The organism is Bacillus pretiosus, assembly GCF_051294775.1.
In the GTDB taxonomy this organism is placed as follows: domain Bacteria; phylum Bacillota; class Bacilli; order Bacillales; family Bacillaceae_G; genus Bacillus_A; species Bacillus_A wiedmannii.
Window position 1 is genome coordinate 189,028 of the sequence record NZ_JBPPHF010000002.1, and the last position, 17,991, is coordinate 207,018.

22 protein-coding genes, 2 pseudogenes and 1 other annotated feature are annotated in these 17,991 nt (G+C 36.8%); of the genes and pseudogenes, 12 read left to right on the plus strand and 12 right to left on the minus strand.

What is annotated here, in order from left to right; all coding sequences use genetic code 11:
• Position 1 precedes the first annotated feature (1 nt).
• Complete coding sequence (locus ACSG5Z_RS09155; protein ID WP_088064585.1) at positions 2 to 238, minus strand: DUF3949 domain-containing protein; 237 nt, start codon at positions 236 to 238, stop codon at positions 2 to 4.
• A 79-nt stretch (positions 239 to 317) separates the two neighbouring features.
• Positions 318 to 616: pseudogene (dhp61, locus tag ACSG5Z_RS09160) on the minus strand (protein Dhp61).
• 148 nt (positions 617 to 764) lie between these two features.
• Here dhp61 and ACSG5Z_RS09165 point away from each other — a divergent pair.
• Positions 765 to 1,037: a DUF3917 domain-containing protein gene (locus tag ACSG5Z_RS09165; protein ID WP_000636592.1), complete on the plus strand. Its 273-nt coding sequence runs from the start codon at positions 765 to 767 to the stop codon at positions 1,035 to 1,037.
• 48 nt (positions 1,038 to 1,085) lie between these two features.
• On the opposite strand, the gene mscL is transcribed toward ACSG5Z_RS09165, so the two are convergent.
• The 3 genes and pseudogenes from mscL to ACSG5Z_RS09180 all read right to left on the minus strand — a co-directional run.
• Positions 1,086 to 1,487 (minus strand): large conductance mechanosensitive channel protein MscL, encoded by a 402-nt coding sequence (gene mscL / locus ACSG5Z_RS09170; protein ID WP_000267007.1) that lies wholly within the window; start codon positions 1,485 to 1,487, stop codon positions 1,086 to 1,088.
• 128 nt (positions 1,488 to 1,615) lie between these two features.
• Entirely contained in the window at positions 1,616 to 2,542 is a 927-nt protein-coding gene (locus ACSG5Z_RS09175; RefSeq protein ID WP_137012464.1) for a Gfo/Idh/MocA family protein, read from the minus strand.
• A 79-nt stretch (positions 2,543 to 2,621) separates the two neighbouring features.
• Positions 2,622 to 2,732 (minus strand): annotated as a pseudogene (locus ACSG5Z_RS09180) (ankyrin repeat domain-containing protein); the annotation flags it as partial.
• A gap of 255 nt (positions 2,733 to 2,987) precedes the next feature.
• Here ACSG5Z_RS09180 and ACSG5Z_RS09185 point away from each other — a divergent pair.
• The 3 genes from ACSG5Z_RS09185 (at position 2,988) to ACSG5Z_RS09195 (ending at position 5,527) form a co-directional block, all read left to right on the plus strand.
• Positions 2,988 to 4,442: a sensor histidine kinase gene (locus ACSG5Z_RS09185; protein ID WP_435711335.1), complete on the plus strand. Its 1,455-nt coding sequence runs from the start codon at positions 2,988 to 2,990 to the stop codon at positions 4,440 to 4,442.
• Between the two features lies 1 nt (position 4,443).
• Positions 4,444 to 5,133, plus strand: a complete 690-nt coding sequence (locus ACSG5Z_RS09190) for a response regulator transcription factor (RefSeq protein ID WP_000821767.1) — start codon at positions 4,444 to 4,446, stop codon at positions 5,131 to 5,133.
• Between the two features lie 124 nt (positions 5,134 to 5,257).
• A complete protein-coding gene (locus tag ACSG5Z_RS09195) occupies positions 5,258 to 5,527 on the plus strand; it encodes a hypothetical protein (protein ID WP_137012472.1) in 270 nt (89 codons plus the stop codon).
• 64 nt (positions 5,528 to 5,591) lie between these two features.
• On the opposite strand, the gene ACSG5Z_RS09200 is transcribed toward ACSG5Z_RS09195, so the two are convergent.
• The 4 genes from ACSG5Z_RS09200 to acuA form a co-directional block, all read right to left on the minus strand.
• Complete coding sequence (locus tag ACSG5Z_RS09200) at positions 5,592 to 6,452, minus strand: alpha/beta fold hydrolase (RefSeq protein ID WP_435711336.1); 861 nt, start codon at positions 6,450 to 6,452, stop codon at positions 5,592 to 5,594.
• Positions 6,453 to 6,586: 134 nt separating this feature from the next.
• Complete coding sequence (gene acuC, locus ACSG5Z_RS09205) at positions 6,587 to 7,753, minus strand: acetoin utilization protein AcuC (RefSeq protein WP_000092828.1); 1,167 nt, start codon at positions 7,751 to 7,753, stop codon at positions 6,587 to 6,589.
• Positions 7,750 to 8,394: an acetoin utilization AcuB family protein gene (locus ACSG5Z_RS09210; protein ID WP_000634566.1), complete on the minus strand. Its 645-nt coding sequence runs from the start codon at positions 8,392 to 8,394 to the stop codon at positions 7,750 to 7,752. Before ACSG5Z_RS09210 ends, acuC begins: the two co-directional genes overlap by 4 nt.
• 17 nt (positions 8,395 to 8,411) lie before the next feature.
• Positions 8,412 to 9,044, minus strand: a complete 633-nt coding sequence (acuA, locus tag ACSG5Z_RS09215) for an acetoin utilization protein acetyltransferase AcuA (RefSeq protein ID WP_000581394.1) — start codon at positions 9,042 to 9,044, stop codon at positions 8,412 to 8,414.
• Positions 9,045 to 9,220: 176 nt separating this feature from the next.
• Here acuA and acsA point away from each other — a divergent pair, with 176 nt between their 5' ends.
• The 6 genes from acsA (at position 9,221) to tyrS (ending at position 14,489) form a co-directional block, all read left to right on the plus strand.
• Entirely contained in the window at positions 9,221 to 10,939 is a 1,719-nt protein-coding gene (gene acsA, locus ACSG5Z_RS09220) for an acetate--CoA ligase (RefSeq protein WP_046956190.1), read from the plus strand.
• An 84-nt stretch (positions 10,940 to 11,023) separates the two neighbouring features.
• Entirely contained in the window at positions 11,024 to 11,581 is a 558-nt protein-coding gene (locus ACSG5Z_RS09225; RefSeq protein WP_426708068.1) for a maltose acetyltransferase domain-containing protein, read from the plus strand.
• 66 nt (positions 11,582 to 11,647) lie between these two features.
• Complete coding sequence (locus tag ACSG5Z_RS09230; protein ID WP_087985420.1) at positions 11,648 to 12,103, plus strand: hypothetical protein; 456 nt, start codon at positions 11,648 to 11,650, stop codon at positions 12,101 to 12,103.
• Positions 12,084 to 12,629: an RNA polymerase sigma factor gene (locus tag ACSG5Z_RS09235; RefSeq protein ID WP_098200032.1), complete on the plus strand. Its 546-nt coding sequence runs from the start codon at positions 12,084 to 12,086 to the stop codon at positions 12,627 to 12,629. Before ACSG5Z_RS09230 ends, ACSG5Z_RS09235 begins: the two co-directional genes overlap by 20 nt.
• Positions 12,610 to 12,855, plus strand: coding sequence for a hypothetical protein (locus tag ACSG5Z_RS09240; protein ID WP_435711337.1), 246 nt, complete (start codon positions 12,610 to 12,612; stop codon positions 12,853 to 12,855). The genes ACSG5Z_RS09235 and ACSG5Z_RS09240 overlap by 20 nt, the downstream gene beginning before the upstream one ends.
• 77 nt (positions 12,856 to 12,932) lie before the next feature.
• Positions 12,933 to 13,162: a binding site (T-box leader), on the plus strand.
• Between the two features lie 70 nt (positions 13,163 to 13,232).
• A complete protein-coding gene (tyrS, locus tag ACSG5Z_RS09245) occupies positions 13,233 to 14,489 on the plus strand; it encodes a tyrosine--tRNA ligase (protein ID WP_046956195.1) in 1,257 nt (418 codons plus the stop codon).
• A 78-nt stretch (positions 14,490 to 14,567) separates the two neighbouring features.
• On the opposite strand, the gene ACSG5Z_RS09250 is transcribed toward tyrS, so the two are convergent.
• Positions 14,568 to 14,870: a YjdJ family protein gene (locus tag ACSG5Z_RS09250; RefSeq protein ID WP_137012482.1), complete on the minus strand. Its 303-nt coding sequence runs from the start codon at positions 14,868 to 14,870 to the stop codon at positions 14,568 to 14,570.
• 150 nt (positions 14,871 to 15,020) lie between these two features.
• Here ACSG5Z_RS09250 and ACSG5Z_RS09255 point away from each other — a divergent pair, with 150 nt between their 5' ends.
• Positions 15,021 to 15,149 carry a hypothetical protein gene (locus ACSG5Z_RS09255; RefSeq protein ID WP_000050944.1) on the plus strand — a complete coding sequence of 43 codons (129 nt, stop codon included), beginning with the start codon at positions 15,021 to 15,023 and terminating at the stop codon, positions 15,147 to 15,149.
• A gap of 54 nt (positions 15,150 to 15,203) precedes the next feature.
• On the opposite strand, the gene rpsD is transcribed toward ACSG5Z_RS09255, so the two are convergent.
• Positions 15,204 to 15,806, minus strand: a complete 603-nt coding sequence (gene rpsD / locus ACSG5Z_RS09260) for a 30S ribosomal protein S4 (protein WP_000135322.1) — start codon at positions 15,804 to 15,806, stop codon at positions 15,204 to 15,206.
• A 400-nt stretch (positions 15,807 to 16,206) separates the two neighbouring features.
• Here rpsD and megL point away from each other — a divergent pair, with 400 nt between their 5' ends.
• Positions 16,207 to 17,385, plus strand: a complete 1,179-nt coding sequence (gene megL / locus ACSG5Z_RS09265) for a methionine gamma-lyase (RefSeq protein WP_435711338.1) — start codon at positions 16,207 to 16,209, stop codon at positions 17,383 to 17,385.
• 62 nt (positions 17,386 to 17,447) lie between these two features.
• On the opposite strand, the gene msrC is transcribed toward megL, so the two are convergent.
• Positions 17,448 to 17,927: a free L-methionine (R)-S-oxide reductase MsrC gene (gene msrC, locus ACSG5Z_RS09270; protein ID WP_048544449.1), complete on the minus strand. Its 480-nt coding sequence runs from the start codon at positions 17,925 to 17,927 to the stop codon at positions 17,448 to 17,450.
• Positions 17,928 to 17,991 lie beyond the last annotated feature (64 nt).

Consider the following 17,991-nt stretch of genomic DNA (forward strand, 5'->3'; position numbering starts at 1 on the left):
ATTATGCTGCATGTTTCACCTTATAAATAATACTTGCGACAAGCGAAGCAGGTATTGTAAATACGTTGCTTTGATAATGATAGTGTATTTGGGATTCTTCATAAGACATGTTGTCATAGAGTTCGTTTTGTGACACGTTCATTTTTTTCTGTTTTTTCTTTAATATCTTAATATAGTTATACTGTATTGGGACGAGAATGATGAAATAGGCTAATACGATTAGTGAAATCCAAATCATTATGAACACTCCCTTGTAAAGAATATTTATATATGGTAATTATATCGATTTATATAAAAAATATCCATTTTTTTGGTGGTCAATTTTCTTTCCAAAATGCAAAAAGTTCTTCAGGACTTCGTAAATTATGTTCCAGGCATGTTTGTGTGCAGTGCGTTTAAAACTTTGTATTAATTGTTCTAACCTAGAAGGATTATATTGTTTTACATTGCCAGCAATAATAATTTCATCTTTGTCTAAGTTAAGTGATAATTTTAGTAAAGTTATATTTGTTTCTAATTGTACAACTTAGACATAAAAAAACTTTTTGTCTAAGTCGATTGTAATATAATCGAATCGCTCTACCTGTTTAAAATATCCTACAATATCATCTTCCAATTGAAATCCTCCCGAGTATATGGCCTATTGGTGACTTCGCTATAAAATGGTATTGTTCCTTGTTATATGTCACATAAGTGCAAATTTAACTATTATAGGGCAATGTCATGTATAATAGAAAGAAAAGGCTTGTGAGGGGGGAGAAGAGATGATCGTTCTTTGGATAATTACGCTTTGTATGACTGCTATTTTTGCATATATGACGTTAAAACAAAATGGCTTAAAGCGATTTGTTCCAGGAAGTATTCTTGCAGGAATTGCCCTTATCACGTATGTAATTTCTATTTTTATTGAAAGTGTATCAGTGGACATGAGCACAAGTTTAATGTTCATGGGTATTACACTATTTGCAGGTAGTATTATGGTACTTATGGTTGCAGGTATTATTTTATTTATTCATATGAATTCGGAAACGTTATAGAATATAGAAAAGGCATGTCCCGAGGGGCATGCCTTTTTATCCGTTCAATTATGCTCTATCTTTAGAAGAATTTTGTTGTTTTAATAAGTCGCGAATTTCGCTAAGAAGAACTTCTTCTTTTGTTGGTTCTGGAATTTCTTCTGTCTTTTCTTCTTCTTCTCTTTTAGATGTTAGTTTGTTGAACACTTTAACGAACATAAAGATAGAAGCTGCAATAATTAAGAAATCAAAAATAGTTTGGATGAAGTTACCATACATAACAGCAGATTTACCATATCCAAAATGTAAATCTGTAAAGTTAACGCCACCTAATACCATACCAAGTAATGGTGTGATAATATCTTTTACTAAAGAACTAACGATTTTACCAAATGCAGCACCGATTACAACCCCGACAGCTAAATCGATTACATTCCCTTTGAATGCGAATTTTTTAAACTCGTTCCACATGTGTTAATCCCATCCTTTCCACGATTCAATATGAAATTTATAATTCCTATCAACATATTCTATAGAAATTTGTGAGAGAAATAAAGGGGAAATGGGAATGAAAGTAAATTCTGAAAAATGTATCCGTTTTAATTTTTGTTTACATTCTCCAGTAGAGATTGCAGCAGTTGCTGCGTTTTTAATCCTTCTAATCCATCTACAACAGGCTTTGTATCTCCTTGTACACATTCAATAAAATGATGAACAGCATCTTCAAAACCACGTTGTTTTAACGTCGTATCCCATGATGGTGAACCAATCTGAGAAACTGCATTTTCCTGCTCAACTTCAAATGTGTTCATATTTTTTACGCGAATGATTTTACCTGTCGTTACAAGTTCAATTTGTTCTAAATTTGTACCGGCGTGGCGATGCATTGCGGTAGAAAGTAACAGTCCACTTGGCGTTGTATATGTGTGATGTCCGTAAAGAAGTTCATTCTTTTCATTTATTTGCATCATATTATGAACGACGTTAAGATCATCATTAGCTAACCAGCGAGCAGTATCTACAATATGTAAGTAATCATCTAACATAGTAAAGTCGTACGTATATGGCCCCACCTTATTTGTGCGGTGTTTTTCAATTCGAACCCATGAAATATTATGAGCTTGCTCTTTTGCAGCAAGATACATAGGAACGAATCGGCGATTAAATCCGACCATTAACTTTCTGTTATGCTTTTCGCTCAACTCGACTAGTTGCTCAGCTTGCTCCACTGTAGCTGCTAGCGGCTTATCAACATAAACGTCAATTCCTTTTTTCAGAAGTTCAGAAACGATTTCATAATGTGTAGCAGTTGAACTATGGACGAAGATTGCATCACATTCTGAAGCTAACGTTTCAATAGAATGAAAGTCTTGAATGCGGTATTGTTGGCAAACTTGTTTCCTTTTCTCCGCGTTAGGTGTAAACGCTCCTACAAAATTCCAATCTGTTTCTTTTGTAAGTGTTGGAAGATAGGCCTTTTGCGCAATACTTCCAAGTCCAATCATCCCAATTTTAGGTTTATTCATGTTTATTCCCACCCTATTAATATTGATGTAACAGGCTAAATGTAGCATAGGGTGAGGGAGGAAGGCAAAAATTAGCTTTTTACTTACGTCCTTCTAACAAAATCTTCTCTATCTCTTCAAAGTTATGAGCGCGAGCATGCTCTAACGGGGTAACACCATCGTTGTCTGGAATATTTACATCAGCACCGTGTAGCGCTGTCTCCATGCTTGTCATCTCCTTTTTAACTTCTTGTTCTTGTGAAGCAACCTTGTAAAAAAATTACGCAACATATCATGCTTAATGTTTTTTTGAACATGGAATTTCAACCTCCTCATTTCAACTGTAAAAGAAGAACATTAAATTTTTATAAACTGACGCTAAAATTACTATAAAATCGCTTGAGTATTTGAACATATATTTTTATGCTTATGAATAACATGGTTTGTTAAAGTGAGGATGTAACATATGTCTATTAAAACAAGATTTTTACTCTCTTATATCGCTGTTATTCTCGTTTCCATCACGCTCATATTAGTCGCGGGATTTTTAATTGTTTTTTCTATAACAGGAGACTTGGAATCAGTGAAAAATTTCTATAAAAGTTCCTATATTCAAAAGCCGCTTACGCCAGAAGAAGAGAATACGTATATTGAATTGAAATTAGCGGCAAAGAAAAATCAATCACAACTATTAGATGAATCGTTCGTTTCATCACTTGAAAAAGAAGGGGTGAAAATAGTTGTAAGAAAGGGAGAAACCATTTCTTATGCTACAAAAATATTTGAAGGTGTATCTTTAAAAGAAGCCATTCCGAAATTTGAATCAGCAAATATTAATAGTCGTGGTACAACAGAACTAGGCGATACATTTTATCGATATGTAAAATTTGATTTTTATTTTCCCGGAGATGAAGAAGGGAGTATATTTGTACTAAAAAGGCAAAGTTCATTTGTAGATCTTACACAAAAATTATTTCCAATTTTATTCGTAGCACTTTTACTGTTAGCGATATTACTCATTGGATTAGTAAGTTATTTCGTCTCAAGAAGTGTGATAAAACCAATTTTTGTGTTGAAAGATGCGACTGGGAGAATTAAAGAAGGGAATTTAGATTTTCAAATTCCAGTTACATCCCATGATGAAATCGGGCAATTAAATCAAGGGTTTGAGGAAATGAGAAAGAAATTAAAAGAGTCGATAGAGATGCAAACGCAGTATGAAGAAAATCGAAAAGAGCTCATTTCCAATATATCTCATGATTTAAAAACACCGATCACATCTATTATCGGATATGTAGAAGGCATAAAAGATGGAGTCGCAAATACGCCAGAGAAAATGGATAAGTATTTAACGACCATTCATACGAAGGCAAAACATATGGATACACTTATTGATGAGCTCTTTTTGTTTTCGAAGCTTGATTTGAATCGAGTTCCCTTTCAGTTTGAAACGATAGAGTTAAACGTGTTTATGCAGGAATTATTAGAAGAGATGCAGATGGATTTAAGTGAGGAAGGTATAGAAGTTTACTTACAATTACATTCATCACCACTATATGTAACGGCTGATTGCGAAAAGATAAATAGAGTGATATCAAATTTAATTCATAATAGTGTGAAATACATGGATAAAGAAGAGAAGAAAATTACTGTAACAGTATTGAGTGATAACAATAAAGTTATTGTGAAAGTGATGGACAATGGGGCAGGTATAGAAGCTGATACGCTGCCGTATATATTTGAGCGGTTTTATCGTGCAGAGCAATCGCGAAATTCTAGCACAGGTGGAAGTGGGCTTGGCTTAGCGATAGCGAAGCAAATTGTTGAAGAACATGGCGGAGAAATTTGGGCGGAAAGTAATCTTGGGGAAGGTACAAGTATTTTCTTCTCATTGAAAAAAGTACAGGAATGTGGTGAGTAGAATGAAGAGGATTTTACTAGTAGAAGATGAAATAAGTATTGCAGAATTACAGCGAGATTATTTAGAAATTAGTGATTTTCAAGTCGATGTAGAACATTCAGGAGAAGTAGGTCTACAAATGGCTCTTCAGGAAGATTATGATTTAATTATTTTAGATATTATGCTTCCGAAAATGAATGGTTTTGAAATTTGTAAACAAATACGTGCTATAAAAGACATTCCGATTTTACTTGTTTCAGCAAAGAAGGAAGATATAGATAAAATTCGCGGACTCGGTTTAGGAGCGGATGATTATATAACGAAACCTTTTAGCCCGAGTGAATTAGTCGCAAGGGTAAAAGCTCATATTTCTCGTTATGAAAGATTATCAGGAAATGTGAGTAAGCAACGTGATACGTTATACATTCACGGAATTTCTATTGATCAGCGAGCGAGAAAAGTTTTTATAAACAATGAAGAAATTGCGTTTACAACGAAAGAATTTGATTTATTAACATTCTTTGTAACGCATCCAAACCAAGTATTAAATAAAGAACAGTTATTTGAACGTATTTGGGGACTAGACTCAGCTGGCGATTTAGCCACTGTCGTTGTTCACATTAGAAAGCTACGTGAAAAGATTGAAAGAGATCCTGCTCACCCGCAATATATTGAAACAGTATGGGGAGCTGGTTATCGTTTTAACGTGTAATGTACCTGCCAAGTAATTGGTAGGTTTTTTTATGTTATTCGAACGAAAAGGGAATAATAGGTAATTTGTGTTAAAATATAAAGAGAGATAAAACATAGGAGAGCATGAGAGGGCGTGCTACATTTTGGGAGATACATTAAAAGATAATAAATTAAACAAGGCTTTAAAGATTGGAACGAATATCGTACTTATCTTATTAATTATCGGTGCAATACAAATGTTTTATGATGAAGATTCTACGAATGATCATTTCGGTGGGCTATTTATGATGGTCTTTTTTGGAATTAAAATAATTTCTAGTTTTATGATAAGTTTAAAAGAAGGAGATAAAAAGGCAGTATTACTTGATGTAGGTTTAATGATTTTTTTGTTCTTCTTGTTGTTTCTAGTGTGAAATATTTCTTTTGAAAAGCTCATAGTCTTATAGAGACTGTGAGCTTTCCTTAATAATAGCGGTACTAGTGTAACGATTTATAAAATGTTTGAGTAGTAGAAGTAAACTGAGCAGATTCTTCTAAAAAAGGATAATGGTTACTCTCCTCAAATATCACAAAGATAGAATTACGTATGCCATCATGCATCTCAATAGAATACTGAATTGGGCACTGTACATCATGTCTTCCGCATATAATAAGTGTCTTTGTTTGGATGGAAGGTAAATGCTCTCTTAAATCAAATGAAGGATATTTATTGGCGAAAGCATTCATCCGGCTAGCGGACATTGTTTTTTGGATTGGTTTACTAAAATAAGAGTTGTAGTTTTCGGGTTTATACAATGATAATTTTGTTCTCTTAGTAGATAGTTCTTTTCTTTCTGCATTTGTAAGGTGAGGGGTTTTTAAGTTTTCGATGAGCTTTTGCATATAATGAAACTGTGGATGTGTCGGGTAATAAATACAAAATGGTGTTTCGGTATAGTTACTTGCTGCAGCTCCGGCCAAGGCTAATGATTGTAAGGAATTTGGATATGTAATTGCATATAAAAGTCCAAGCATACCACCTGTTGAATGACCGGCGAAATGCCATATTGGAAGGTGCAATGCTTCTCGTATTGCTTCTAAGTCGTGAACTGTTTCAATCATACTTAATTCTTTTTCTGAATTGGCTTTTGCTGAGTTACCAGCGTTTCGTAAATTAATGAGGAATACACGATGCGTAGCAGTGAAAACATTCGCAAAGTAATCACCAGTTTCATTAAATTGTGAATAGTGATGTGTAATGCAAAGCGGTTCGCCATTTCCTTTTGTAAAGATTTCAAATGTGCCACGTTTCGTGTTGATTATTTGTTGTGTCCACATAATATCACGACCTTTTCTCATAAAAGTTGGACCACTTAATTATGAAATAAAATATATCAGCGATTATCAAAATATATCGACTTACCGACAGAAACCGACAATAATAGCAAGCTATAAATAAAAGGAGGCTATTCAAAAACGAGCCTCCTTTTCGTTTAGTACAAAGATTTTGTCATATTATTCCGAATTATTTCAAGGGATTTCGTTACAGTTAATGCGTTCTTTTCTTCAATTTCAGGTTTACGGGGGATCGGTTTATACATGTTGTCTGGATCTTCCCACGTGAGGGGAAGTTCTGTTTCAGCTTGTCCTTTCCAAGCGTCAATCCATTCTGGAGGGAGATAACCTGAGATGTTTTGGATGTTGTTCATTTCGAGCCAAATGAGTGCCCAAGCTCTTGGGACAACGCGCCAGTGGTCATAGCCACCGCCGCCGACAGCGATCCAGCGACCTTCGCAATATTCATTAGCGATTTCGCGAGCGAGCTTCGGTATTTCACGGTAAATATTCATCGTTGCGCAAAGATGTGTAAGTGGGTCGTAATAATGTGCGTCAGCGCCGTTTTGCGTTAAAATAATATCCGGTTTAAAGTATGCGGCAACTTCTTTTACGACAGTGCGATATGAATTTAAAAACGATTCGTCTTCTGTAAAGGCATCGAGTGGAACGTTAAAAGAATAACTATAGCCATTACCTTGTCCGCGTTCATTTACAGCACCAGTTCCAGGGAATAAATAACGCCCAGTTTCATGTAGTGAAATGGTGCATACGTTAGGATCGTCGTAAAAAGACCACTGTACACCATCACCGTGATGAGCATCTGTATCAATATATAAAACACGTAAACCGTATTTTTTCTGTATATATTTCATTGCGATGGAACTATCGTTATAAATACAAAAGCCAGATGCCTTACCACGGAAGCCGTGATGTAAGCCGCCGCCTAAATTAAGCGCGTGTTTTACTTTTCCGGAAAGAACAGCATCGACAGCAGTTAACGTACCGCCAACGAGTAATGCGCTTGCTTCGTGCATATTTGGAAACATCGGTGTATCTTCTGTTCCGAGTCCATATGTCATCGCAATTGATTTTTCTAACTTACCTTCTCCAGCACGTTTTACCGCATTTATGTACTCCTCTGTATGAACGTAGGCGATCTCTTCATCTGTAGCCATCCGTGGTGAGATGATTTGGGAGGGAGAGATAAAACCGCCCTTTTGTAATAAATCATACGTAAGTGTGACGCGTAGTTGGTTAAAAGGATGATCAGGGCTAAACGAATAGCCCCGAAAGTCATCCGAATAAATAAACGCGCTACTCATGCTTGCATCCCCATAATGTTCGGCCATAATACGCGGTAGCCTTCTGCTTCAAGTGCATCAATCACTTTTAGCGGATTCATCGTTTGAATGCGGAAAACGAGTACTTTATCATTCTCATCTTTTGCTGGATAGACGAGAACGCTCACGATATTGATTTGCAAATCACTAAAAATAGCAACGACTTTTCCAAGAATACCAGGTTCGTTTTTTACTTGAATTTCAATTTGTGAACTTGGTTGATGTGCTCCTGTTAATTTCACTAACGTGTGCAGTACAGTAGATTCAGAAATGATTCCAACTAGCTTGCCAGCCTTTGTAACAGGGAGACAGCCAATTTTATTTTCAAAAAATAAAGTAGCAATTTCTTCAACGAAATCGAGAGGATGGCAAGTCATTACAGGATGTTTCATAATAAGTTCAAGTGGTTGCTTCAGCATATCGAGTGAAACTTGTTCATCTAAAATAGACGGACTTGCATCTCTTACATCCCGATCAGAAATAATGCCTACGACATGATTATTTTGATCGACAATTGGAATGTGCCGAATGCCTTTCGTGCGTATCGTTCGGATTGCTGTTTCGATTGTATCGTTTGGATGTAGTGTCACCACATCTTGATTCATAATTTCTTCTACAATCATTCCAGTTGCCCCCTTTATTAATACATAAAACGATTGTGAAAACGTAGACGATCAAATGCTTGAATAGAATCCGTATCAACGCGTTTTCCGATGCGGACCATTAAACAGTTAGCAGGATGTGAACAAATTTCAGGATCATCTGTAGCCATCCATTGTAAGCCACCAGCATTCATCATCTTTTCCATTACTTTTCGGTACTCCCAAACATTTAAGCCTGTTTGTTTTAAATCCCAGTGCCAATAATATTCAGTCGTCAATATAATGTAATCTTCCATATGATCGTCCATCATTGAAACTTCTAATAAGTTCTTTCCGACAGCGCAACCGCGGAAGGCGGGGACAACTTCAATTGCCCCGAGTTCAATTAAGTTTTCAATCTTTCCTTCTGACCATCGTTCGAGCGGATCAGGATATAAGTATGTAACATATCCAACAATCGTTTGGTCATGTCTTGCAATAATGAGACGAGCTTCTGGTAATTTAGAAATTTCGACAATTGCTTTATATTGCTGCTCGGCAGGACGAAACGCAACTAAATCGGGATGAAATTCATACATTTCTAAGTTATGTGTAGAGACAGGACCTTCAATAATTAAAGTGCCTTTCGCTGTTTTTAAGTTTCTAGCATTATATATTTTTTTATGAATCAATGTATTACTCACCACCTTGAGGGTTTGTGAATCTATTAATATCGTACTTTATAATATATGCGATGTGAATCGAAATTTGTCATTAAAAATTTGTCTAAAAATCAACAAATATACTGAAAATTTTAAATAATATCATTATAATAGATAATAGAATACATAGGAGGGGGATGTAAAGTATGAAAGTAGAAACGCTTCCTGTCATTAAAGGAGAAAATAATTTGCCGAATTATGATGAGGCATACGCGAATTTTAACTGGGAAGAGGTTAATAAAAACTTTACTTGGAATGAAACAGGCCGAGTAAATATGGCGTATGAGGCAATTGATAAGCATGCGAAATCCGATCGTAAAAATAAAGTAGCCCTTTATTATCAAGATGGATCGCGAAAAGAGAAATATACATTTAAGGAAATGAAGGATTTTTCTAATAAAGCAGGAAACGTCCTGAAAAATTATGGCGATGTAGAAAAAGGCGATCGCGTTTTTATTTTTATGCCGCGTTCTCCAGAATTATATTTTGCACTTTTAGGTGCAGTGAAATTAGGAGCAATCGTTGGTCCGCTATTTGAAGCATTTATGGAAGGCGCAGTTCGCGATCGTTTAGAAGATAGCGAAGCGAAGGTGTTAATTACAACTCCTGAATTGTTAGAGCGCGTACCATTAAATGATTTACCTGCTTTAAAAACAGTCTTCCTTGTTGGAGATAATGTAGAAGAAGGCGGTAAAACGGTAGCGTTCAATCCTTTATTTGAACAAGCTTCAAAAGAATTACATATCGAATGGTTAGGCCGTGAAGACGGTTTGATTCTACATTACACATCTGGTTCTACTGGTAAACCAAAAGGTGTTCTTCATGCGCAGAACGCAATGGTTCAGCACTATCAAACGGCGAAATGGGTATTAGATTTAAAAGAAGATGATGTATATTGGTGTACAGCTGACCCAGGCTGGGTAACTGGAACGGCTTACGGTATTTTCGCACCGTGGTTAGTTGGAGCATCCAATGTTATTTTAGGTGGACGCTTTAGCCCAGAAGCGTGGTATGAAGCACTGCAAGATTACGGTGTAACAGTTTGGTACAGTGCACCAACAGCATTCCGTATGTTAATGGGAGCTGGACAAGACGCAATTAAAAAATATGATTTATCACAAGTTCGTCACGTATTAAGCGTTGGTGAACCGTTAAATCCAGAAGTAATTCGCTGGGGTATGAACGCATTTGGACTTCGTATTCATGATACGTGGTGGATGACAGAAACAGGTGGACAAGTTATTTGTAACTACCCTTGTATGGAAATCCGTCCAGGTTCAATGGGTAAACCAATTCCAGGTGTGAAAGCAGCGATTGTTGATAATGAAGGAAATGAAGTTCCTCCATACACAATGGGTAACTTAGCAATTGGTAAAGGTTGGCCAGCGATGATGCGTGGAATCTGGAATAACCAGCAAAAGTATGAATCTTACTTTATGCCGGGAGATTGGTACGTATCAGGTGACTCTGCTTATATGGATGAAGATGGATACTTCTGGTTCCAAGGGCGTATTGATGATGTAATTATGACGTCAGGTGAGCGAGTTGGTCCGTTTGAAGTAGAAAGCAAATTAATCGAGCATGCTGCTGTTGCAGAGGCTGGTGTAATTGGTATTCCTGATCCAGTGCGCGGGGAAATCATTAAAGCATTTATCGCGCTTCGAGCAGGATATGAACCATCTGATGAATTAAAAGAAGAGATTCGTCAATTTGTAAAGAAAGGCCTAGCAGCTCATGCAGCGCCAAGACAAATTGAATTTAGAGATAAATTACCGAAAACGAGAAGTGGTAAAATTATGCGCCGCGTATTAAAAGCGTGGGAATTAAACTTACCAACAGGTGACTTATCAACGATGGAAGATTAAGAGAGGAAGGTCTGAACGAAATAACGTTCAGACCTTTTTTTATGTTATTATAAACTTATATATATAAGTTAAAGGGGTAATAAAATGAAAACAGAAAAAGAAAAGATGATACTAGGAGAAATGTACATACCAGCTGATCCAGTTTTAGTTCAAGAGAGGGAGCAAGCTCGTATATTAACGAGAAAATTAAATGAAATGCCAGAAGTACAATTAAAAGAGCGTAGCGAAATCGTAAAAGAACTATTCGGAACGACTGGAGATAACATTCATCTTGAATCTTCTTTTAGATGTGATTATGGCTATAACATTCACGTTGGCGAAAATTTTTACGCGAACTTTGACTGTACCATTTTAGACGTATGCCCGGTGACAATCGGAGTGAACTGTATGTTAGCTCCAGGAGTTCACATTTATACAGCAACACACCCGCTTGATCCAGTAGAGCGCATAAGCGGATCAGAATACGGAAAACCAGTTACAATTGGTGATAACGTATGGATTGGCGGAAGAGCGATTATTAATCCTGGTGTAACAATTGGCGATAATGCGGTGATTGCATCTGGCGCCGTTGTAACGAAAGATGTGCCGGACAATGTAGTAGTTGGCGGAAATCCTGCGAAGATTATTAAAAAAATAAAATAATATTTGAACGAAGTGCCTTCCTCGTCTGTATACATTTATGAAAGAATAGATGAGGGAGGCTTTTTTATGTCTAATAAATTACTTCTTGCTTTTGCTTTAATTGGAATTATAGTCGTATTTTCTTGTGGGTTGCTATTACCAATGCCAATCGGATTTAAAGTATCAATGATTACCGCTGGGGTCATGATGATTATTATGTTTTCCATCATTATTCCGTTTGATAGAAAACATATAGTACGGAAAAATGGATATAAAATTGATTTTACAAAAACAAAAGTGTATTTTCGCTGGAATGTATTTGATACGATTTCGGCTTGTCTTGCAGTGTATGCATGCATATGTGTGCAAGCATTAAATATTTTAGTTTCAACCGGTCATACAATACAAAACCCGTATGTTCAATTTTTTACAAATCAATCACAAGTATGGATTATTGTTGCAAGTGCATATTTAATTTCCCGTATTTCATTAACGTTAAAAGGAATAAAGGAGATCAAAAATCATGGCGCAGATTGGGATTGAGGAGGAGCTCATGCTTGCGTATCAAAGTGGAGATAAGCAGGCTGGGGAAAGACTATATGTTTTAATCAAACCAGCGCTATACACATTTTTGTATCGATTTAACCGAGATGAACAGTTAAGTATCGATCTTGTGCAAGATACGTTTTTGACGTTAGAGCGTAAGAAACATATGTATGAACTTGAAAAAGGCAAAATAAAAACGTATTTATTTCAAATTGGTTATCGTCTCATGATTAATAAATTAAATAGAAGAAAAAAGTGGCGTACGCTTTTGCCCTTTTTAGTGCCGATTCAGGAAAAGGAATTTTCTCACGAAGATCGGCTCACAGTAAGAGAAGCGATTTTGAAAGTTCCTGAAGAACAGCGAGCTGTCCTTATTCTTTCTTATTATCATGATATGCAGCAAAAAGAGATTGCGGAGATATTAAACATTCCGATTGGAACAGTGAAATCGAGACTCCATAACGGGATAAAGAAATTGAAACAATTGCTGGAGGTGGATGAAATTGAGCGAAAATCCCTTTAAGAGTGAATGTAAATTAAAGCAGCATTTAGATAGTGATCATGTAGAAATACCAGATTTTCCAAAAACGGTAAGTCGCTTCGATCGATTAATCGGATTTCTTGGTTCTCCAGCGAAAGATCCTGTGGAGGCGACCATTGGGAATGATTTATCGGTTGTATTTCATGTGTCGTTATTAGCTGGGGTTCCAATTCTTTCCCTTGTTACGATACTCTTTGTGACGTTGTAAAGGATTGGCGAGGAGAGAAACCCGACCTCTATTTGACACGCCTATATAAATGATGGTATAAAGAAAAGTATATGAATAATTGAGCGTGGAAAGGGAGAAGTAGTGATCATTTCCCTGTTTTAGAGAGCTGATGGCCGGTGAAAATCAGCACATAGATGATCGCGAATTACGCCCCTAGAGCATCTTTTTTCGATTGAGTTGTATTCAAAAGGGAAAAGACGGTGCTAAGCCGTTATGTAAATAAGGTGGTAGGCTTTTTTTTGCCTGCAACTAGGGTGGTAACGCGATAATCAAAATCGTCCCTTATTTGAAGGGGCGATTTTTTTATGTTTTCAACCTTCACGCCAGTAATGAACTTAAAGGAGAGTATGTAGGATATGGGTATTTTACAAGATCTTGAATTTCGCGGTCTAATTAATCAGCAAACAGACGCTGAGGGACTTGAGCAATTATTAGAAAAAGAAAGCGTTAAATTATACTGTGGTTTCGATCCGACAGCGGATAGCTTACACATCGGTCATATGTTACCAGTATTAATGTTACGTCGCTTCCAATTAGCTGGTCACCAACCAATCGCACTTGTTGGCGGTGGTACTGGTATGATCGGTGACCCAAGTGGTAAAAAAGCAGAACGTACATTAAATACGAAAGATACAGTTGCTTACTACACAGAAAGCATTAAAAACCAACTTTCAAACTTCTTAGAGTTTGAAAACGTGGACAACCCAGCAACAATGGCTAACAACTATGACTGGCTTGGTAACTTAGATGTAATTTCATTCTTACGCGATATCGGTAAAAACTTCGGTTTAAACTATATGTTAGCAAAAGATACAGTAGCATCTCGTTTAGATACTGGTATTTCATTCACTGAGTTTAGTTATATGATTTTACAATCATACGACTTCTTAAACTTATACCAAAACCATAATTGCCGCTTGCAAATCGGTGGTAGTGACCAATGGGGTAACATTACAGCTGGTCTTGAATTAATCCGTAAATCAGAAGAAGATGCGAAAGCGTTCGGTTTAACAATTCCACTTGTTACAAAATCTGACGGTACGAAGTTTGGTAAAACAGAAGGCGGCGCAATTTGGTTAGACCCAGAGAAAACAACTCCTTACGAGTTCTACCAATTCTGGATTAACACAGATGACCGTGACGTTGTTAAATACTTAAAATACTTCACATTCTTATCTCATGAAGAAATTCTTGAGCTTGAGAAGCAAGTAGCTGAAGCACCAGAAAAACGTGCAGCACAAAAAGCATTAGGTGCTGAAATGACAAAACTTGTTCACGGCGAAGAAGCATTAGAGCAAGCGATTAAAATTTCAGCTGCATTATTCAGCGGTTCTGTAGCAGAACTGACTGCAAGCGAAATCGAACAAGGATTCAAAGACGTACCATCTGTAGAACGTACTGCAGAAGATACAGTATTAATCGATTTACTTGTAGAAAGCAAAATCTCTCCATCAAAACGTCAAGCACGTGAAGATGTAACGAACGGCGCAATCTACGTAAACGGTGAGCGTACACAAGCATTAGACTACGTTGTAACAGAAAACGACCGCATCGAAGGTAAATTCACAATCATTCGCCGCGGTAAAAAGAAATATTTCTTAATTCGTTACTAATCAGAAACGAATATAAAACAAATAGTACCCCGGATTGTAGGCTGAAAAGTTTATGATTCGGGGTTTTTATGTATGAATTTAGATTACCTTACGAGTTCTTGTAAATAGAATATGAAGAATTAATATGAGCATATAAAGTAAGCTACTGAGCATAACAATAAATGCTGTTGGATAAAATTTTGCTGCATATATAAAGAAATCGATTTGATAAATATCTTCGTAACTTGAAACGGTGCCTTTAAAGTAATTTGTAAACTTAGCGCTATATTTCCATTCATCAGGATCATCTATTAAATTACTCCCCTGATACCAATTAATAAACGCGGAAGTAATAAAGAACATGCATGCACTACCCAATTGAACCATTTGGTTTATTGTCAAAATGAACCAACCTCCTATTTTATGGTTATTATAGCGTGCATTCATATTTCTGTAACCTTTTTGTTGTAATCTCCTTTTCGAGTTCATACGGAAATCACATGTAAGCGGTATGATAAATGTATAACAACTAGAAAGGAGTGGTAAAACAAAATGTCACTAGAAGCGCTCATTATTTTTTCTTTGCTAAACGCGGGTCAGCTTGCAGAGAATTCGAAGGTGGATGTACATAAAGAGCAGAAAGATGCTTATGTATATGTTCAGAAAGAGGAAAATAAATAATTTTATTTTATATATAAACGAAAAAAGCCAATCCAGAGGATTGGCTTTTTGTCATTAACGAGAGTAGAACTCTACGATTAATGCTTCGTTGATTTCAGCTGCTAACTCAGAACGCTCAGCGTGACGAGTGTAAGTAGCTTCTAATTTATCAGCATCGAAAGTTAAGTATTCTGGTACGAAGTTGTTAACTTCGATCGCTTCTTTAACAACAACAAGGCTGTTAGATTTTTCGCGAACGCTGATTGTTTGACCAGGTTTTACACGGTAAGATGGGATATCTACGCGAGATCCATCAACTGTGATGTGGCCGTGGTTTACTAATTGGCGAGCTGCACGACGAGTGCGAGCTAAGCCCATACGGTAAACTAGGTTGTCAAGACGAGCTTCAAGAAGGATCATGAAGTTTTCGCCGTGCTTACCAGGCATTTTACCTGCTTGGTCAAATGTGCGACGGAATTGACGCTCAGTCATGCCGTACATGTGACGAAGTTTTTGTTTCTCTTGTAATTGTAAACCGTATTCTGAAAGTTTCTTACGTTGGTTAGGACCGTGAGGACCTGGTGCGTAAGGGCGTTTTTCTAATTCTTTTCCTGTGCCGCTTAGAGAGATTCCAAGACGACGAGACAGTTTCCAAGCTGGACCTGTATAACGAGCCATAGTTGACTCCTCCTTTAAAAATGTTTTTATTTACGTAAAATAAAAACAGACGTAATCGATATTTACGGGCATTTTGTTTTCATGTACCTTCGCTCCAGCAGCAGGGAGTTACGAGATACACCTCCGTAGAGGAACAAAATACAAACGATAAACTCACATTACAAGGCTGCCTTTTTATTTTACACAAACGCTATTATATCTTTTACCCAGAGTTTCGTCAAGCAAGTACGTTTTTGTTTTATGCATATAAATTTTGGAAATGAACAAGAAGGAATTTAAAACGATATAAAAGAAGTGATAGAAACACAAATGAAACGCTTACATAAAATGTAGTAAAAAATGTTCATTAATTTTTTGTTGATGAATATGCGGGAATAAAAACATAAAAGGGGATGTTTTTATGAAAAAGAAGCATATGGAGACAGCGTTAATTCATCACGGGTATACATCTGAGGAACATAAAGGAAGTTTAACACCACCGTTATTTCAAACGTCTACATTTACATTTGAGACTGCGCAGCAAGGAGAGGCGAGTTTTGCGGGAGTGGATCCGTCTTATATTTACTCAAGACTTGGAAATCCAACTGTAAGATTATTTGAAGAACGTATGGCGGTGTTAGAAGGAGGAGAAGAAGCACTTGCTTTCGGATCAGGAATGGCAGCTATTTCAGCAACGTTAATTGGCTTTTTAAAAGCTGGAGATCATATTATTTGTTCAAATGGATTATACGGGTGCACGTACGGTTTTTTAGAAGTGTTAGAAGAGAAATTCATGATTACGCATTCGTTTTGTGATATGGAGACAGAGGATGATGTCGAAAATAAAATCCGTCCAAATACAAAGGTTATTTTCGTTGAAACACCGATTAATCCAACGATGAAATTAATCGATTTAAAACAAGTTATTCGGGTTGCGAAGCGAAATGGCTTACTTGTCGTTGTTGATAATACGTTTTGTTCACCGTATTTACAAAGACCGCTTGAGCTTGGTTGTGATGTGGTTGTTCATAGTGCGACAAAATATATTGGTGGTCATGGCGATGTTGTCGCGGGTGTAACGATTTGTAAAACGAAAGCATTAGCTGAAAAAATTCGCCCAATGCGAAAAGATATCGGCGGCATTATGGCGCCGTTTGATGCGTGGTTATTGTTACGTGGATTAAAGACGTTAGCGGTAAGGATGGACCGTCATTGTGATAATGCAGAAAAAATTGTATCGTTCCTGAAAAATCATGATGCGGTAGAAGGTGTTTGGTATCCAGAAGGAGAGTTAGCATCTCGCCAAATGAAACGGGGCGGTGGTGTGATTTCTTTTTCAATTAAAGGCGGAAAAGAAGAGACGCAAGCGTTTATCAATGACCTTCACTTTATTACAATTGCCGTAAGTTTAGGGGATACAGAAACGTTAATTCAGCACCCAGCAACGATGACACACGCTGCGATTCCAGCTGAGCTAAGACAAGAAATGGGTATTTACGATAATTTAATACGTTTATCTGTCGGTTTAGAATCATGGGAAGATATCGTTTCTGATTTAGAACATGCACTAAAGAAAAAATCTACTATTAGTAATCAATAAAAAAGAGTGAGCTATCGGTTTCGTACGTGATGTACGCAATCGATAACTCACTCTTTTCTTTTTTAAATATGTTTTAGGAGTGTTTCCACAAACTTTTCTAAATAGCGCTGATCTACTTCATCAAAACGATTTTTTTCAGGGCTATCAATATCAAGTACACCGATGATAGTTCCTTCTTTCACGATCGGTACAACGATTTCTGAATTCGAAGCACTGTCGCAAGCGATATGTCCTGGAAATTGGTGAACGTCTGCTACAAGCTGCGTTGTTTTTGTTTCAGCTGCAACGCCGCAAACGCCTCGTCCAAATGGAATGCGCACGCAAGCAGGCATTCCTTGGAAAGGTCCAAGAACAAGCTGATTTCCGTCTGTTACATAAAAGCCAACCCAATTCACACGATCTAAAAATTGATTTAATAATGCGGACGCATTTGATAAGTTTGCGACTACGTTCGGTTCGCCAGTTAATAATGCATCCAGTTGTTTAATTACTGTCTCGTATTGCTCTTCACGAGAACCTGCATAACTTTCTTTTGTAAACATGGAAACAACTCCCTTTTTATCGAGATGTGTAAAATATTAGCAAAATACGATGTATTTCACATGA

What these genes read in the sequence shown, in the direction of transcription:
- ACSG5Z_RS09155 (WP_088064585.1), bottom strand. Translation starts at nt 238, where the DNA reads ATGATTTGGATTTCACTAATCGTATTAGCCTATTTCATCATTCTCGTC.
- ACSG5Z_RS09165 (WP_000636592.1), top strand. Translation starts at nt 765, where the DNA reads ATGATCGTTCTTTGGATAATTACGCTTTGTATGACTGCTATTTTTGCA.
- mscL (WP_000267007.1), bottom strand. Translation starts at nt 1,487, where the DNA reads ATGTGGAACGAGTTTAAAAAATTCGCATTCAAAGGGAATGTAATCGAT.
- ACSG5Z_RS09175 (WP_137012464.1), bottom strand. Translation starts at nt 2,542, where the DNA reads ATGAATAAACCTAAAATTGGGATGATTGGACTTGGAAGTATTGCGCAA.
- ACSG5Z_RS09185 (WP_435711335.1), top strand. Translation starts at nt 2,988, where the DNA reads ATGTCTATTAAAACAAGATTTTTACTCTCTTATATCGCTGTTATTCTC.
- ACSG5Z_RS09190 (WP_000821767.1), top strand. Translation starts at nt 4,444, where the DNA reads ATGAAGAGGATTTTACTAGTAGAAGATGAAATAAGTATTGCAGAATTA.
- ACSG5Z_RS09200 (WP_435711336.1), bottom strand. Translation starts at nt 6,452, where the DNA reads ATGAGAAAAGGTCGTGATATTATGTGGACACAACAAATAATCAACACG.
- acuC (WP_000092828.1), bottom strand. Translation starts at nt 7,753, where the DNA reads ATGAGTAGCGCGTTTATTTATTCGGATGACTTTCGGGGCTATTCGTTT.
- ACSG5Z_RS09210 (WP_000634566.1), bottom strand. Translation starts at nt 8,394, where the DNA reads ATGATTGTAGAAGAAATTATGAATCAAGATGTGGTGACACTACATCCA.
- acsA (WP_046956190.1), top strand. Translation starts at nt 9,221, where the DNA reads ATGAAAGTAGAAACGCTTCCTGTCATTAAAGGAGAAAATAATTTGCCG.
- ACSG5Z_RS09225 (WP_426708068.1), top strand. Translation starts at nt 11,024, where the DNA reads ATGAAAACAGAAAAAGAAAAGATGATACTAGGAGAAATGTACATACCA.
- ACSG5Z_RS09230 (WP_087985420.1), top strand. Translation starts at nt 11,648, where the DNA reads ATGTCTAATAAATTACTTCTTGCTTTTGCTTTAATTGGAATTATAGTC.
- ACSG5Z_RS09235 (WP_098200032.1), top strand. Translation starts at nt 12,084, where the DNA reads ATGGCGCAGATTGGGATTGAGGAGGAGCTCATGCTTGCGTATCAAAGT.
- tyrS (WP_046956195.1), top strand. Translation starts at nt 13,233, where the DNA reads ATGGGTATTTTACAAGATCTTGAATTTCGCGGTCTAATTAATCAGCAA.
- ACSG5Z_RS09255 (WP_000050944.1), top strand. Translation starts at nt 15,021, where the DNA reads ATGTCACTAGAAGCGCTCATTATTTTTTCTTTGCTAAACGCGGGTCAG.
- rpsD (WP_000135322.1), bottom strand. Translation starts at nt 15,806, where the DNA reads ATGGCTCGTTATACAGGTCCAGCTTGGAAACTGTCTCGTCGTCTTGGA.
- megL (WP_435711338.1), top strand. Translation starts at nt 16,207, where the DNA reads ATGAAAAAGAAGCATATGGAGACAGCGTTAATTCATCACGGGTATACA.
- msrC (WP_048544449.1), bottom strand. Translation starts at nt 17,927, where the DNA reads ATGTTTACAAAAGAAAGTTATGCAGGTTCTCGTGAAGAGCAATACGAG.